The sequence below is a fragment of the Aliisedimentitalea sp. MJ-SS2 genome (assembly GCF_032586155.1).
Classification (GTDB): domain Bacteria; phylum Pseudomonadota; class Alphaproteobacteria; order Rhodobacterales; family Rhodobacteraceae; genus JAWHTC01.
In genome coordinates this window covers 68,335-83,908 of sequence record NZ_JAWHTC010000007.1, presented here as the reverse complement: position 1 = coordinate 83,908, position 15,574 = coordinate 68,335, and the positions used below count along the sequence as shown (strand labels likewise).

At 62.1% G+C, this 15,574-nt stretch carries 13 protein-coding genes; 7 read left to right on the top strand and 6 right to left on the bottom strand.

Annotated elements, in window-relative coordinates; genetic code table 11:
- Positions 1 to 12: 12 nt before the first annotated feature.
- Positions 13 to 2,082 carry an NAD(P)-binding protein gene (locus RXV86_RS21225; RefSeq protein WP_316302548.1) on the bottom strand — a complete coding sequence of 690 codons (2,070 nt, stop codon included), beginning with the start codon at positions 2,080 to 2,082 and terminating at the stop codon, positions 13 to 15.
- Positions 2,083 to 2,222: 140 nt separating this feature from the next.
- Here RXV86_RS21225 and RXV86_RS21220 point away from each other — a divergent pair, with 140 nt between their 5' ends.
- The 5 genes from RXV86_RS21220 (at position 2,223) to argE (ending at position 7,228) form a co-directional block, all read left to right on the top strand.
- A complete protein-coding gene (locus RXV86_RS21220; RefSeq protein WP_316302547.1) occupies positions 2,223 to 3,008 on the top strand; it encodes a helix-turn-helix transcriptional regulator in 786 nt (261 codons plus the stop codon).
- 210 nt (positions 3,009 to 3,218) lie between these two features.
- A complete protein-coding gene (locus RXV86_RS21215; protein ID WP_316302546.1) occupies positions 3,219 to 4,478 on the top strand; it encodes an NAD(P)/FAD-dependent oxidoreductase in 1,260 nt (419 codons plus the stop codon).
- A 94-nt stretch (positions 4,479 to 4,572) separates the two neighbouring features.
- Complete coding sequence (locus RXV86_RS21210) at positions 4,573 to 4,989, top strand: RidA family protein (protein ID WP_316302545.1); 417 nt, start codon at positions 4,573 to 4,575, stop codon at positions 4,987 to 4,989.
- Between the two features lie 141 nt (positions 4,990 to 5,130).
- On the top strand, positions 5,131 to 6,072 hold the full coding sequence (locus tag RXV86_RS21205; protein WP_316302544.1) for a LysR substrate-binding domain-containing protein: 942 nt from the start codon (positions 5,131 to 5,133) through the stop codon (positions 6,070 to 6,072).
- Between the two features lie 7 nt (positions 6,073 to 6,079).
- A complete protein-coding gene (argE, locus tag RXV86_RS21200; RefSeq protein WP_316302541.1) occupies positions 6,080 to 7,228 on the top strand; it encodes an acetylornithine deacetylase in 1,149 nt (382 codons plus the stop codon).
- A gap of 70 nt (positions 7,229 to 7,298) precedes the next feature.
- Here argE and ybgC read toward each other — a convergent pair whose 3' ends face one another.
- The 3 genes from ybgC to RXV86_RS21185 form a co-directional block, all read right to left on the bottom strand.
- Positions 7,299 to 7,676 (bottom strand): tol-pal system-associated acyl-CoA thioesterase, encoded by a 378-nt coding sequence (ybgC, locus tag RXV86_RS21195; RefSeq protein WP_316302540.1) that lies wholly within the window; start codon positions 7,674 to 7,676, stop codon positions 7,299 to 7,301.
- A 341-nt stretch (positions 7,677 to 8,017) separates the two neighbouring features.
- Complete coding sequence (locus tag RXV86_RS21190) at positions 8,018 to 10,252, bottom strand: molybdopterin cofactor-binding domain-containing protein (protein WP_316302538.1); 2,235 nt, start codon at positions 10,250 to 10,252, stop codon at positions 8,018 to 8,020.
- 3 nt (positions 10,253 to 10,255) lie between these two features.
- On the bottom strand, positions 10,256 to 10,714 hold the full coding sequence (locus RXV86_RS21185) for a 2Fe-2S iron-sulfur cluster-binding protein (protein ID WP_316302537.1): 459 nt from the start codon (positions 10,712 to 10,714) through the stop codon (positions 10,256 to 10,258).
- Positions 10,715 to 10,882: 168 nt separating this feature from the next.
- Between RXV86_RS21185 and RXV86_RS21180 the strand changes: the two genes are divergently transcribed.
- Positions 10,883 to 11,875, top strand: coding sequence for an AraC family transcriptional regulator ligand-binding domain-containing protein (locus RXV86_RS21180; RefSeq protein WP_316302536.1), 993 nt, complete (start codon positions 10,883 to 10,885; stop codon positions 11,873 to 11,875).
- Entirely contained in the window at positions 11,872 to 12,543 is a 672-nt protein-coding gene (locus tag RXV86_RS21175; RefSeq protein ID WP_316302535.1) for a M50 family metallopeptidase, read from the top strand. Before RXV86_RS21180 ends, RXV86_RS21175 begins: the two co-directional genes overlap by 4 nt.
- Before the next feature lie 259 nt (positions 12,544 to 12,802).
- On the opposite strand, the gene RXV86_RS21170 is transcribed toward RXV86_RS21175, so the two are convergent.
- Both RXV86_RS21170 and glyA read right to left on the bottom strand, forming a co-directional pair.
- Positions 12,803 to 14,053, bottom strand: a complete 1,251-nt coding sequence (locus tag RXV86_RS21170) for an aminotransferase class V-fold PLP-dependent enzyme (protein ID WP_316302534.1) — start codon at positions 14,051 to 14,053, stop codon at positions 12,803 to 12,805.
- Positions 14,054 to 14,164: 111 nt separating this feature from the next.
- Positions 14,165 to 15,448, bottom strand: coding sequence for a serine hydroxymethyltransferase (gene glyA / locus RXV86_RS21165; protein ID WP_316302533.1), 1,284 nt, complete (start codon positions 15,446 to 15,448; stop codon positions 14,165 to 14,167).
- Positions 15,449 to 15,574: the final 126 nt, after the last annotated feature.

Here is a 15,574-nt window from a genome sequence, read left to right as displayed (position 1 = left end):
CGGTGCCTTCGCTCAATCCACCGCCAGCTCGGTGATCTCGCGCCGGAACGGCAGCGCATCACCAATGTCTTCCCCGTCCAGTTCCCGGGCATAGCGATGTCCGGCATAGGTGGCCCAGGCAATCGGACCCGGCGCATTGGCGTCGCCAATGATCCTGACCGACTTGATCCCGGCATCGGCCCACTCTGCCTCGCGCGCTTTCAGATCCAGATAGATCGCATTGTTTTCCAGCTTCGACGACACCATCACCACCGCATCACAGCCAAATTCCATGGTCTGCCCGGTATAGGTACAGTTGGACACCACGTGACCTTTGGCAATCTCCTCGACCCCGCGATTGAGCACGATGTTCACGCCCATCTCGGCCAGCTTGCGGTGAATTTCATGCTGTTCCAGCGTGTTGACCGTCCAGTCCGACAGGTAGGCCGACGGCGTGATGATCGTGACCTCGCAGCCCTGTTTCGCCAGCAGCTCGGCAAGAACGCCCCCCATGTAATAATGATCGTCGTCGTAGATCACGACACGACCCTCGGGGAGCTGCCCGTCCATCAGATCGTCGGGCGTATAGATCGGCATCGACGGGTCGCTGGCAAAGGGCACCACATGCTGCCGGCTGACCCCATCACGGCGCCACTTGGCGCCAGTGGCGATACAGACGTTTTCGAAGCCAAACTCCAGGATGCTTTCGGCATCCAGCGGGCTGTCGAAATAGGTCTCCACATTCGGTTTCTGGCCGATCTGGTATTCACGGTAGTCAACCACCCTGCCCCAGGCCGACAGGCCCGGCAGATGCCGTTCACGCGCCACGCGTCCGCCCAGCGTCGTTGTCGCCTCGGCCAGCGCCACGTCGTAACCACGCTCCGACAACGCCCGCGTCGCCTCCAACCCAGCGGGACCGGACCCCACCACAAGCACATTGGAACTGACGCCCTGGGCGTTCATCCGCTCGGGATGCCAGCCCTTGCGCCATTCTTCCATGAAGGTCGGGTTCTGGGTGCAGCGGCTGATTGACATGGTCATGTCGCCGGTGATGCAGATGTTGCAGCCGATACATTCGCGAATGTCCTCGATCCGGCCTTCCTCAACCTTTTTGGGCAGGAACGGATCGGCGATCGACGGCCGCGCGCAGCCGATGAAATCCAGCACGCCGGACTTGATCTGCTTGACCATCACGTCGGGCGAGGTGAACCGCCCCACCCCGACAATCGGCTTGTCGGTGAATTCATGAATGCCCTTGACCAGCTCGTGCTGCGCCGCCTCTTCCTTGAAGCGGCTGGGACCCGAGCAATCCTCCCACGTGCCCTGGGCCAGGTCCCACAGATCCGGCAGGTCCTTGTTCATCTCGACAAACTCGCGCACCTCGGCATTGGAAAATCCCAGATCGCCGATGGTCTCATCCAGGCTGACCCGCAATGTAATCGCCATCCTGTCGCCCACCGCGTCGCGGATATCGCCGATCACCTCGTTGACGAATCGCGAACGGTTTTCCAGTGAGCCGCCATACTCATCCGTACGGTGATTGGTGGCGCGGCTGAGGAAGTGCTGAAAGATGCCGAACCCGTGGGCGCCGTAAAGACAGATCAGGTCGAACCCGGCCATTTGCGAGCGTTTGGCTGCATTGACAAACCAGCGGCGCAGATCACGGATGTCGGACTTGTCCAGCGCCCGCGCCTGAAGCGGATCGTTGGTAAAGGTGCGGATCGGGGCGGCACTGACCGCGAGCGGCACCTCCTTTGTATAAAGGTTCGGCCCGTTGATCCCGGAATAGGCAAGCTGGATCCCCGCCAGCGCGCCATGTTCCTTCATCTTCTCCGACATCTTGCGCAATTGCGGGATGTCCTTGTCCTCCCACAGGCGCAACTCGATAAATGGCGTGATTTCCGACGTGTGATGCATCTCGCATTGCTCGGTAAAGATCACGCCCCAGCCGCCTTCGGACTTGATCCCGCGCATCGCCGCCGCGGCCGACGGGTCGCGATAGCCGCCACCATTGCAATGCGGCACCTGGTAGAACCGGTTCTTGGCGGTGTGCGGGCCGATTTTCATCGGTTCGAACAGGATGTCGTAACGGGGATCGCGCATGAAAATACCTTTCCGGATCGGGCGGGCAACAGACCCGCGACTTGCAAAGTCCCGCCCCACTGCATACCACTGGTTTCAGCCCTAAATGCTATAGGTGCCCAATCAAGGGGTATATACCCCCGAGGAGGTATGGCGTCGCGATGACGAAAACCACCAACCAATGGCTGGGCGAGGCCATCGCCGCGCTTGGCACAACAGAGTTCGAACCGGCACTCTACGCCTGGCTGGGTCAAGTCTGTGACATCGACAACGTCACCATGCTGGCTTATTTCGAGGATCGCGGCCCAAAGGTGTTTTTTTCTCATGCCAACGAGCCGCGTGTCTTCGAACGGTTGAACAGCGACTATGTGCGCGGCATCTACCTGCTCGACCCGATTTATGCGCTGCACACGAAGCGGGCTGAGGAAGGGTTCTATAGGCTGCGAGACGTCGCTCCGGACCAGTTCCGGCGCAACGAATACTTTGCCACCTACTATCGCCGCACGACGCTGACGGACGAGGTCGACTTCCTCGCCCATCCGGCCCCGGGCGTGTCTGTCACCATCTGCGTCGGGCGCGATGCTTCATCTGCACGTCAATTCTCAGCCCGCGACCTGTCCCGACTGCGCGAGGTGTCACCCATTGTCATTCCCCTGGCCAGCCGGCATTGGTCTCGGTTGCGCTCCGAGGCCGGGCAGGATGATCGCGCCATCGTCCAGGCGCTGCGCGACCGGCTCAAGGAGGAACGCGGCATCCCTCTCAGCCCGCGTCAGGGGGAAATCGCCTTTCTGATCCTGCGCGGTCATTCCTCGGCGTCCATCGGGTTGCTGCTCGGGATCAGCCCACAGACCGTCAAGGTGATCCGCAAACAGCTTTACCGCAAATGCGCCATCACCTCGCAGGCCGAGCTGTTTTCGTTGCTCACGCCCTACCTGCTGGGGCTTTGAGCGTGCCGGCCACGCATTCGAGCGGCCCGAACCCCTATGCTTTGGGAAAGCCAAAGCAAGGATGAGAAAGACGGTAATTTAACCTGTGAAGGTTTTGTGAAAACGTCGCCGGAAGACGTGACCACGGTGCCACTCGGCACCTGACCGACTTTGACAACCGTAATGACAAACGCCGGGGCAGGCCCCGATCCGGGAAAGGACGCAGAACGGATGACGATCGAGAAAATTGACACTTTGATAGTGGGCGGCGGACAGGCAGGCATCGCCATGAGCGAGCATCTGGGCAATAACGGGGTCGAGCATCTCGTGCTGGAAAAAAACCGGATCGCCGAGGCCTGGCGCTCGGGGCGGTGGGATTCGCTTGTCGCCAACGGTCCGGCCTGGCATGACCGCTTTCCGAACCTGAAATTCGAGGATTGTGACCCGGACGAATTCCCAGGCAAGGAACGGATCGCCGACTACCTGGTCGACTATGCAAAACAGGTCGACGCCCCGATCCGCACCGGGGTCGAAGTGACCACGGCGCGCCGTACCGAAGATGGCAGCGCCTTTCTGGTCGACACCAGCGCCGGTCAGATCAAGGCCCGCAACATCGTTGCCGCCACCGGCGCTTTCCAATGCCCGGTCATCCCTCCGATCGTGCCGCAAGCGGCAGACCTCGAGCAGGTGCATTCCTTCCACTACCGCAACCCTGAGCAGCTTCCTGACGGGGCGGTGATGGTGGTCGGTGGCGGCTCATCCGGGGCGCAAATCGCAGACGAGCTCAACCGCGCGGGCCGCAAGGTCTTCTTGTCGGTTGGCCCGCATGACCGCCCGCCGCGCGCCTATCGCGAGCGTGATTTCGTCTGGTGGCTGGGGGTGCTGGGCCTGTGGGACATGGCGGCCCAGAAACCGGGCACGGAACACGTGACAATCTCTGTCAGCGGCGCCTATGGCGGTCAAACCATGGATTTCCGCCGCCTCGCCGGAGAAGGCGTCACCCTGGTCGGCCGGACCGACAGTTTCAAAGATGGCGTGTTGAAGTTCGGCGGCGATCTTCAGGACAATATTGCCAAGGGCGACGCCAACTATAACGAGATGCTGGATATGGCCGATGCCTATGTCGAACGTACCGGCATCGACCTTCCCGAAGAGCCCGGCGCGCGTGACGTCTTCCCCGATCCCGACTGCCTGACCAACCCAATCCGCGAGCTGGACCTTGCCGCCGAAGGCATCACCTCGATCATCTGGGCCACCGGGTTCCGGCAGGATTTCAGCTGGATGGAAGTCGATACATTCGACGAGAAAGGCGCGCCGCTGCATCAGCGCGGGGTGTCGAACGAACCGGGCATCTATTTCCTCGGCCTGCCCTGGCAGTCGCGCCGCGGCTCGACCTTCCTCTGGGGGGTGTGGCACGACGCCAAACACATCGCTGATCAGATCGGCATCAAACAGGCCTATCTGACCTATCAGGGCCCGTCAGAAAGGTGAGCCCCCAAAGCCCGGCCAAGTTGGACCTTGCTGGCTTTTTCGAATTGAATGAATGAGTGGTGGGGCAAAACCCCACTCTACGAGGAGACATGCCATGGCGCATGAACGCATACGAAAGTTCAACACCGCTGACACCTATCCAGAGCAGGCGCTCGACAACGATCTGTGCCAGGCGGTGGTGACACGGGGCGGCAAGACGGTCTACCTGCGCGGCCAGTGTCCGCAGAACCTGGATGACGCGGTCAATATCGACAGCCATGACCCGGCCGAGCAGACCCACAAGGTGATGCAGAATATCCGCCAGCTGATCGAAGAGGCAGGCGGCTCGATGGAACACCTGGTGAAGGTGGTGGTCTACATCACCGACGTGCGCCACCGCGAGGCGGTCTACCGGACCATGGGCGAATACATCAAGGGCGTGCATCCGGTCTCGACCGGGCTGGTGGTGCAGGCGCTGGCACGCCCGGAATGGCTGGTCGAGATCGACGGCACGGCGGTGATCCCGGATTAACCTTGGCGTTGGCTGCCTGACACCGGTGCGTCGGGCGCTCGCTTCGGCGTGTCGCGACCATTGCCCGAAAAACATACCGCGCACACGACAACTTGGATAATGTGCAAGCCATAAGCGGACAAACCCACGGGGGAAGGCACCTTGCCGTTCAGATTCACCCTTCGCCAACTTGAATACTTCGTCGCGGTTGGCAAAACCGGCAGCATCGCCGCGGCCAGTGAACGGCTGAACGTCTCGTCGCCGACAATTTCGGCGTCGATTGCGCAGCTCGAAACCGAGTTCGGGCTGACGCTATTCATCCGCGAACATGCCAAGGGTCTGACCCTGACCAAGGGGGGCGAGCGGTTCCTGCAACGCACCGAAGTGATCCTGAAGGACGCCGAGAACCTCTCGGACCTGGCGGGCGAGATCACCGGCAACATTCAGGGCACCCTGTCGGTAGGCTGTCTCGTTACCTTCGCGCAGATTGTACTGCCTTCTCTGCGCCGCAAGTTCGAAGATGCCCAGCCCAACGCGCGCATCGAACAACACGAGCTGAACCAGGCCGAGATCTTCAGCCAACTGCGAAGGGGAGAGCTGGACATCGCCCTGACCTATGACCTCGATATCCCACCCGAGCTGGAATTCAGCCCGCTGGTGAGCCTGCCACCCTACGTCGTGGTCAGCGAAGACCACCCACTGGCCAAGTTCGAGGAAATCACGGTCGATGCCCTGCGCGGTGAACCGATGGTGCTGCTCGATCTGCCCCACAGCAGCGAGTATTTCCTGTCCTTTTTCCACGACTCGGGCTTCAAGCCGAACGTCACCGAACGCACCCGCGACATGTCGATCATGCGCAGCCTTGTCGCCAACGGGTTCGGGTTTTCGATCGCGAACATCCTGCCATTGAACAACCAGTCCCCGGACGGCAAGGTGCTCAGGTTCATTCCGCTGCCGGGCACCGCCCGGCCGATGCAGATCGGCCTGCTGCGCGTCAGGAACGAGATACCGACGAAAACGATGACCGCCTTCATCGACCATTGCCGCGAGGTGATCGATCATGACAAGGATGCGGTCGAAAAAATCCCAGGCCTGACCGGATAGCAGCCCGATGACGCGAACGCTTGAAATCCTGGACCGGCTGATTGCCTTTGACACCGTCAGCCGCAATTCGAACCTCGAACTGGCGGGTTATGCCGCTGACATCCTTGAACGCCACGGCTTTGCCGTGACCCGCATTCCCAGCGCGGATGGGGGAAAAACCGGCCTTTACGCCGAAATCGGCCCCACGGGCGACGGTATCATGCTGTCGGCGCATACCGACGTCGTTCCGGTCGACGGACAGGACTGGACCCGTGATCCGTTCCGCCTGACCCGCGAGGGGGATCGGCTGTTTGGCCGGGGCACCACCGACATGAAAGGCTATCTCGCCTCGATACTGTCGCTAGCCGAGCGGGCGGCGCGGGCCGACCTGCGCGAGCCGCTGAAAATGGTCCTGTCCTATGATGAGGAAATCGGCTGTGTCGGCATTCAGGAAATGCTTGATCGTGTCGCTCCGTTGATTGGACAGCCCCGCGCCTGTTTCGTGGGTGAACCGACCGAGATGCAGGTCGCAGTGGGCCACAAGGGCAAGGCCGCGCTGCGCGCCACCTGTTTCGGGCAAAGCGGCCATTCGGCGCTGGCTCCGAATTTCGTCAACGCGCTGCACCTGGCCACGGATTTCGTGACCGAACTGCGCGGACTGCAGCGGCGCTTTGCCGAACAAGGCCACCGCGACCCGGCCTATTCAGTGCCCTACACCACCCTGCATGTCGGCCTATTGACCGGTGGCACCGCGCTCAACATCGTGCCCGACCGGGCAGAGATCACCTTTGAATACCGCCATCTCGCCGCTGATCCAGCCGCGGATATCCTGCGCGCCATCCACGCCGCCGCCGAACGCGTCAGCGAAACCTATCGCCGCGATTGGAACGGCGCACGGATCGAGATCGAACAGTACAACGCCTATCCCGGTCTCGACGTGCCCGACAGCGATTGCGTGATCGGTCTGGCCCAGAAACTGGCCCGGACCAACGACACCACCAAGGTGGCCTTCGGTACCGAGGCTGGGTTTTTCAGCGAGCTGGGCATTCCCACCGTGGTCTGCGGCCCGGGTTCAATGGAAGGGCAAGGTCACAAGCCGGACGAATACCTGACGCTGAGCCAACTGAGGGCCTGTGACGAGATGATGGACCGCATCCTGGAGGATCTGAGCCACTGAGCCGGTCATCCGCCGTTTGCGACGCGAGCGGCCCGGAACCGTCCGGCCCGCCCACTGCTTCAACCGCCGTTTAGCCGTCCCATTTGGGCAGCCGCACAGGTTTGCCCTCCAGCGTCATGCAGATGACGGTGACCATGGCCCGAAACAGCACCTCGTCACCGCGCTTGACCTCCTGGCCCATGACCATGCGCACCGGCTTCAGGCTCTCAACCCAGGTCTCGACGACCAGCTCGTCATCCAGCCGCGCCGGTGCCAGGTAATCGGCCTCGACCCGCCGAACAGCAAAGACAATCCCGTCCTCGTCCTTCATCTTGTTCTGATCAAGGCCGACCTCGCGCACCCATTCGCTGCGCCCGCGCTCGATATAGCGCAGGTAATTGGCGTAATAGACGATCCCGGCCATGTCGGTGTCTTCATAGTAAACGCGGATGGGGAGCTTGTAGATCATGGCCGCACCCTAGGACCGGCCCGCACCGGCATCAAGCGGGGATTTGCGCTGTGCTGACGGCGTCGGTCGATTTGGGTTGCGCCGCCTGACGGCGTCGCCAAGGGGGGCCTCGCTGAGGCTCGGCGCGGGAATTGATCGGGCTCACCTGTCGGAAAACGCAGCATCTGGATCAACTGGCGGGGTTTGAGTATTTACCCAAAGAAAGAGAGCCGGCATCAGTTCTCTTCCTTGGCTGAAAAACTCATTCCCGCCTCCACCCCATCGCTTCGGTTGAAAAACGGACGCCACTCCCCTCGGCCACGCGGGGTGGGTGGGCGGGAGCGTGGCGGGAAGGCGTTTTCTCAGGCAAACGTCACGAATTTCGAAAACGGCATTTCGCGCAGGCGCTGCCCCGTGGCGGCAAAGATCGCGTTGGCCAGGGCCGGTGCAGCGGGTGGCACCGGCGGCTCACCGATGCCACGGATTTTCGGGCCATTCTCCAACCCGCGCACGAAGATTTCGGGACATTGCGCCATCCGCATCCCTTCGGCATCCGGATAGTTTGCCTGTTCCGCCATCCCGTCGGCATAGGTGATCTCGCAATTCATCGCGTGGCCCAGGCCAAAGATCACCCCGCCCTGCACCAGGTTCTCGAAATTCACCGGGTCGATCACCGTGCCGACATCCGCCGCAACCCAGACCTTGTCGATCCTGATCCCGTCCTCGGTGGCGGTGACTTCGACCACTTCCGCCGTCGGCACGCCGAAGCTTTCGACAAAGGCGACGCCGCGCCCTTTGCCATCGCCCAAGGGCCCGCTCCACGACGACATCTCCGCCACCGCTTCCAGTACCTTGCGGCTGACGTCATGGCCCATCAGGCGGATACGTTCCTCCATCGGGTCGGCACCGGCCTCGTGGATCAACTCGTCGAGAAAGCTGTCGAAGAAGAAACCGTTGGCCGAGGCCCCGACCGAGCGCCAGCTCGATACCGGCGCCAGTTCCGGTGCGCGATAGGCCCGCATCCGGTAATTGGGCAGGCTGTAGGGATTGTTCCACGACCCGGCGGCGATCTGGCTGTCCGGCCCGGGAACGGACATGCCCAACCGCCCCATCTGTGATCCGACGACCGAGGGCATGGCCACCTGAAGGTCGATCGTCGTCACCTTGCCATCGGCCACAGCACCGCGACCCCGGGCGATGCCCGGATGGCGCGGGAAGTCATGGGCAAAATCCTCTTCCCGGGAATAGGTCATCTTGACCGGCGTGCCGCGCATCTGGTTGGCCACTTCCGCTGCCTGCTTGACATAGTCCAGCTCAAGCCGGTGGCCGAAACTGCCGCCCATGAAATGGTTATGGAAGACCACCTGTTCGGCATCATGACCGGTGACCGCCGCCACCTGCTGTTGCAGGAACCGCGGCATCTGATGGCCGGTCCAGACCTCGACCGCCGCATCCGTGACCAGAACCGTGGCGTTCAGCGGCTCAAGCGGCGCATGGGCCACATAGGGCGCACGGTACTCCGCTTCGAACCCGCCTTCGGCTGTGGCTCCGGCATCGCCGTCATCGCGCCATGTGCTGTCGAGGTGATCCTCGGTGAAGGAGGCCCCGATTGCTGCCCAATGGTCCTCCATCTCGGCCGGGTACGGTGCCGGGCCCCAATCGTATTCAATGGCTTCAGCCGCCTGGAAAGCGCGCCAGGTATTGTCGGCCACAACCGCCACACCGCCGGTGATCTCGATCACGTCCTTCACGCCACGCAATTTGCGCGCCTCGGTTGCGTCGAACCCATTCAAGATCCCGCCCTGACGCGGGTTCATCTTGACCGTGGCATAGACCATGCCATCCAGTTCCACGTCGATGCCATAGCTCTGCGTGCCCGTCGATTTGGCAAGGGTATCGAGCCGCTGCATCGGCTTGCCGACAAGGCGCCACTCTTTCGGGTCGCGCAGCGCAATATCGCGCACCGGGTCGATCCCGGCGGCAATGCCCGCCAGTTCGGTGTATTTCAGCGACGATCCATCCGGCAGGTGCACCGCACCGCCCCTGGTGGTCAGCTTGCCCACCGGCACGCCCGACTTTTGCGAGGCCGCCAGCTTCAGCGTCTCGCGCGCCATCGCACCGGCCTCGCGCAGCTTGACGAAACTGTCCGGCGCGCTGGTCGACCCGCCGGTCCCCTGCATTCCCAGAAGCTTGATCGCGCCCCCGGCAATTCCGCGCATCGTCTCGGCCATGCGGCCATCGTCGCTCGACATGAACGGCACCGCCTCATCACCCATGGCGCGGTTCCAGTAGGCCTTGTCGGGCTGACCGAAATCGATTTCGAACTCGCCCCAGTCCAAATCCATTTCCTCGGCGATCAGCGCCGCCTGCATCGACGCCACCCCCTGCCCCTTGTCGCCATGCGGCGTGATCAGCGTGACCTTTTCACTGTCGATCAGAACCCAGGGGTTGAACGTCGCCTCACCCTCGGCCAGCGTGTCTTCAAGCGGGTTGGCATAGGGTGTTTTCACCCGGTAGACCCCGAAAGCCACACCGCCCAGAACGGCAACCGAGCCGATCAGAAATGTCCGTCGTGCAATCGTCTTTACGCGTCCCATGGCTCAGGCCCCCTGCAGTGTCTTGGCGGCGGTTTTCACCGCGGCGCGAATACGCGGATAGGTACCGCAACGGCACAGGTTGCCCTGCATCGCCTCGTCGATTTCCTCATCGGTCGGGTTCGGACTGTTCGACAGCAGGTCGGTGGCCTGCATGATCTGCCCGCTCTGGCAATAGCCGCATTGCGCCACTTGATGCTCCACCCAGGCGGCCTGAACCGCATGCATCGCATCCGGCGTGCCCAGCCCCTCGATGGTGGTTATCTCGCCCTCGACATCACCAACCGGCACCTGGCACGAGCGTTCCGCAACGCCGTCAATATGCACCGTGCAGGCGCCACAGGCCGCGACACCGCAGCCGTATTTGACCCCCTTGATCCCCAACTCGTCCCTCAGAACCCACAGCAGCGGCATGTCGCCTTCGACATCCACCTCGTGGGCCTTGCCATTCACCTTGATCTGCATGTCGCGCGTTTCCCTCGCCTCATTCGGTTCCCCTCAATCTAGGGCATCCCTCGCCATTTGAAACTTGCAATTCGCGCCAAAACTCTTTCATTTGGTGCCATCCGTTGCCGCCCAACTGGCCATGCCACCCCGGTTTGGCCTAGGCATGCCGGGCAAAAGGAGGCCGTAATGGCGAAACAGGAAACCTATTCCATTGGCGCCCAGATGATCCAGATGGCCCAGGCCATGGGGCTGGATCACACCCGCATCATGCGCCGGGCCGGCCTTGCCCCGGATCACTTCCTCTCCGAGGATGGAGGCGTCACCGCCGAGCAGTTCTTTGCCCTCTGGCAGGCGACCGAGGACGAGGCCAGCGGGCCCGGCCTGGCCCTGCAAATCGCCAAGACCGCTGCCTGCGGCCCGATGATTCCGGCGATCTATGGCTTTGCCTCCAGCCCCGACATCAAGACCGGCTTCGACCGCCTGGCCGTGTTCAAACCGCTGGTGGTGCCGATCACGATGACGGCCGAACGGGACGAGCGTGGCCTGACGCTACGCTGGGCCCCGCCGCCGGACATCCGGGCACCTGCCCTCTTTTCACTGTTCGAATTGGTCTATTTCGTCGAGATCTGCCGCAGCTTCACCGGCCACGCCATCGTGCCCCTGGCCCTGGGTGGGCCACTCAATCCATCCATCCCGCCCGAGGTGATCGAGTTTTTCGGGGTCACGCCCCATCTCGCCCCGGTCCCCGAAATGCGCCTGTCGCACGAGGATGCCGACCGCCGAATGATATTCGCCAATGAAGAGCAATACCGCGTGATCGAGGCCGATCTGCGTCAGCAAATGCACGACCGCAACAAACGGCTCGCGGTCTCGATCCGGGTGCGCCGGGCGCTGGTTGATATCCTGCCCGCGGGCGAAGCCACCATCGATGCCGTCTGCGACCGCCTCGCCATGTCGCGCCGCTCGCTTCAGCGCAAATTGAAGGAGGAAGGCGAAAGCTTCCAATCTGTGCTTGAATCCACCCGCGCGGAACTGTCGATGCACTACCTCAAACGCGACGACATGAGTGTGCATGAAATCTCGTATCTTCTGGCCTATCGCGACCCGAATTCGTTTTATCGCGCCTTCCAGGGCTGGACCGGCATGACCCCGGGCGAAGCGCGGGCATCGCTGTCATGAAGGGCTTGCTGCGACAACACCAGGCAGGCCTTGTCGCTCTTGCCGTTTTGAGCGCACTGACGGTGTTGTGGTCCACGCCGTTCCTGTTGCCGCTCAAAATCCTGGCGGTGTTCTTTCACGAGCTGGCGCATCTGCTGACAGTGCTTCTCACCGGGGGCAGCCCGGAATCGCTTTCCCTGACACCGCATCAGGGCGGCCTCGTTCAGGCCCGCGGCGGCAACCGCTTCCTGATCCTCAGCTCGGGTTATCTCGGGTCTCTGCTGATCGGGCTGGCGCTGTTCATGGCTGCACTCAAGGGCAATATCGACCGCTGGGTCACCGCCCTTCTTGGCGCGACGCTGTTGATCGTCGCGACGCTCTACGTGCGTGAAGGTTTTGCCTTTATCTTTTGTGCCGGTACTGGCGCGGTGATGCTGGCGATTGCCCGGTTTACCGGCCACCTCGTCAACGATGCGGTGCTGCGGGTGATCGGACTCAGCTCGATGATTTATGTCCCGCTCGACATTTTCTCTGACACGCTGGCCCGCTCCGAGCTGCGTTCGGACGCGCGCATGCTGGCCGAGGAGTTCGGCGGCCCGACGATGTTCTGGGGCGGGCTGTGGCTGGTGCTGAGCGTGACTACCCTGTTGCTGGCGCTGCGGATGACGATACGGCATTCCGAGGCATGAGACGACGCCGCGAGATCACCAGCCCAGGGGGCGGTCTGGTGATCTCGCGGCGGCGCAAGCGCCTTGATTCCGCTCGGGCTCTGTTTGGCGAACTCCGTCAATCAGGAAACCTACTACCCGCCATCCAACCGCACGTTGCGTTAAGCCATTTCCTGCCCAATCCCTGCCCGACCGAACGCCCGACGGATACCCGACAGATAGCAGACAGATTCCAGCCCTTAAAATTCCGGTCAAATCGCGGCGTTAACCCGACCGTACGCTACCCCGCAATCTCCTGCATCACGCCCAGGAACCGTGCCACTTCAGTCTCGGAATTATAGTGGCATAGCGACACCCGAATGCAGGACGGCCAGCCCAGCGGATCCAGCACATTGCCCGAGTAATGATCGGCCTTGCGGATATGCGTCCGCACCCCCTCGGCATTCAGCCGCGCCACCACGTCGCCGCTCTCAACCCCTTGAACCGCAAAGGAAACCAACCCCTCGCGCGCCGGGTTATCCGCGCCGCCGACGATCATGACCCTCTCCATCGCCGCCAGCCCTTTCAGGTTGCCGGTGCCATGGATCATCGCTTCGGTCAGCCGCGCCTCATGCTGATGAATCGCCTCGCCCGCCGCCTTGATCCGCTCGCGTCGGTCGGTCTCGTCCGAGACCTCGCCACCCAGCCAGTCAAGGTAGTTGACCACGTCCGAAAACGTCGCATAAGACCCGGTATCCCGTGTTCCCATTTCCCAGTTTTGTTCCGGCCCTTTCAAAAGGTTATTGTGCGGCACCGAGCCCAGACGATCCGACACCCAGGCCAGCCCGTAGCCATGGCGCGAGAACATCTTGTAGGGTGAAATCACGTAACCATCGACGCCCATTTCCGCCAGATCAATCCGCCCATGCGCTGCGTGCTGAATGCCATCGACAATGATGAAACACTCGGGCGCGACCTTGCGGATCGCCGCCGAAATCGCCGCCACATCCACGCCCATCCCCGTGACGGGCGAGGTATGCAGGATCGTCGTGACCCGGGTATCTTCGGTGATTTCAGGCAGATAGGCCTCGACCCCGACGGTACCTGTGGCATCATCATGATCGACCAATACATGCTTCTGCCCGGCAATCCCGGCCCAGCGCGCCGCCGCACTCCGGCTTGCCGGATGTTCCAGCGTCGAGCCCAGAACCCGGCCCTTGCCGCCACTCAGACAGGCGACCGAGATCAGCCGGAACAACAGCTCGGTGCCGCTTTCGCCTACGAAAAACTGCCCGCCCGGAGCATTCATCATCAGCGCCATATCCTCACGCGCCGTGGTGATCGCCTTGACCAGCGCATGGCTGGCCACATTATCCCGCCCCTGGTTATCGGGAATGGCCGCATAGAACGCCGAGGTCTCGACAACCGATTTCAGCGTCAGCGCCCCGCCAGCGTTTTCGAAAAACACCCGCTCACCCTGGAACGGATCGCTGTCGACATGGGCGAACCGCGCCCGAATCTCTTGCAAAAGATCGTCTGAAATCAACGCCATGGCCTGTCCCCTTCTATCGGCTGGAAAACGCTACGCCCGGCAAACAAAAAAGGCCACCGCGTTTTGCGATGGCCTTTCCAAATTCGTAGGGTGCGTGATTTCACGCACCATTCACATCCCCGGATACAGCGGGAACTTGGCGCACATCTCGGCCACTTCGGCCTTGACCTTGGCCTCGACCTCACCGTTGCCCTCTTCGCCATTCGCGGCCAGCCCGTCGACAACCTCGATGATCCAGTCGGCGATCTGGCGGAACTCACCCTCGCCAAACCCGCGCGTAGTGCCCGCGGGCGAACCCAGACGCACGCCGCTGGTGATGGTGGGTTTTTCCGGGTCAAACGGCACGCCGTTCTTGTTGCAAGTGATATAGGCCCGGCCCAGCGCCTTTTCGGTCGCGTTGCCCTTTACGCCCTTGGGCCGCAGATCGACCAGCAGAACATGCGTGTCGGTGCCACCGGTCACAAGGTCCAGGCCACCCTTCATCAACTGGTCCCCCATCGCTTGCGCGTTGGCAACCACGGCCTTGGCATAGTCCTTGAAATCGGGGCGCAGCGCCTCGCCAAAGGCCACGGCCTTACCTGCGATGACATGCATCAGCGGACCGCCCTGGATGCCCGGGAAGATGGCAGAGTTCACCTTCTTAGCAATTGCTTCATCATTTGTGAGGATCATACCCCCACGCGGCCCACGCAGGGTCTTGTGTGTCGTGGTGGTCGCCACATCCGCATAAGGGAACGGCGACGGATGCTCACCCGCAGCCACCAGACCGGCAAAGTGCGCCATGTCCACGTGCAAGAGCGCGCCAACCATGTCGGCAATCTCGCGCATGCGGGCGAAATCGATCTGACGCGGGATGGCGCTGCCGCCAGCGATGATCAGCTTGGGTTGATGCTCCTTGGCCAGCGCCTCAACCTGGTCATAGTCCAGCATCTGGTCCTGCGGGCGCACACCGTATTGCACGGCGTTGAACCACTTGCCCGACTGGTTCGGCTTGGCGCCGTGGGTCAAATGGCCACCGGCATCCAGGCTCATGCCCAGGATGGTATCACCGGGCTGCAACAGCGCCTGGTAAACACCCTGGTTGGCTTGGCTGCCAGAGTTGGGCTGGACGTTGGCAAACTCGCAGCCGAACAGTTCCTTGGCGCGGTCAATCGCCAGATTCTCGGCGATGTCGACAAACTGACACCCGCCATAGTACCGACGCCCCGGATAGCCCTCGGCATATTTGTTGGTCATCACCGACCCCTGCGCTTCCATTACGGCGCGGCTGACGATGTTTTCAGATGCAATCAGCTCGATTTCATCGCGCTGACGGCCAAGTTCCTTTTCGATGGCCCCAAAGATTTCGGGGTCACGGCTGGAAAGCTCTTCGGTAAAAAAGCCGGGGTTCGACATGTGGCAGGTCTCCGTCGCTGTCGTTTCGCGCGTGGGTTTCGCGGATCGGTGTTAGCGCAAAGCCTACGCCGCGGAAAGACCCGATTCCGACACTTCCGCTTGCCAGCGCGGCGTTCATCGTGCAGG

Excerpts from the sequence above, each read along its gene's own strand:
- RXV86_RS21225 (WP_316302548.1), bottom strand. The coding sequence starts at position 2,082 with ATGCGCGATCCCCGTTACGACATCCTGTTCGAACCGATGAAAATCGGC.
- RXV86_RS21220 (WP_316302547.1), top strand. The coding sequence starts at position 2,223 with ATGACGAAAACCACCAACCAATGGCTGGGCGAGGCCATCGCCGCGCTT.
- RXV86_RS21215 (WP_316302546.1), top strand. The coding sequence starts at position 3,219 with ATGACGATCGAGAAAATTGACACTTTGATAGTGGGCGGCGGACAGGCA.
- RXV86_RS21210 (WP_316302545.1), top strand. The coding sequence starts at position 4,573 with ATGGCGCATGAACGCATACGAAAGTTCAACACCGCTGACACCTATCCA.
- argE (WP_316302541.1), top strand. The coding sequence starts at position 6,080 with ATGACGCGAACGCTTGAAATCCTGGACCGGCTGATTGCCTTTGACACC.
- ybgC (WP_316302540.1), bottom strand. The coding sequence starts at position 7,676 with ATGATCTACAAGCTCCCCATCCGCGTTTACTATGAAGACACCGACATG.
- RXV86_RS21190 (WP_316302538.1), bottom strand. The coding sequence starts at position 10,252 with ATGGGACGCGTAAAGACGATTGCACGACGGACATTTCTGATCGGCTCG.
- RXV86_RS21185 (WP_316302537.1), bottom strand. The coding sequence starts at position 10,714 with ATGCAGATCAAGGTGAATGGCAAGGCCCACGAGGTGGATGTCGAAGGC.
- RXV86_RS21180 (WP_316302536.1), top strand. The coding sequence starts at position 10,883 with ATGGCGAAACAGGAAACCTATTCCATTGGCGCCCAGATGATCCAGATG.
- RXV86_RS21175 (WP_316302535.1), top strand. The coding sequence starts at position 11,872 with ATGAAGGGCTTGCTGCGACAACACCAGGCAGGCCTTGTCGCTCTTGCC.
- RXV86_RS21170 (WP_316302534.1), bottom strand. The coding sequence starts at position 14,053 with ATGGCGTTGATTTCAGACGATCTTTTGCAAGAGATTCGGGCGCGGTTC.
- glyA (WP_316302533.1), bottom strand. The coding sequence starts at position 15,448 with ATGTCGAACCCCGGCTTTTTTACCGAAGAGCTTTCCAGCCGTGACCCC.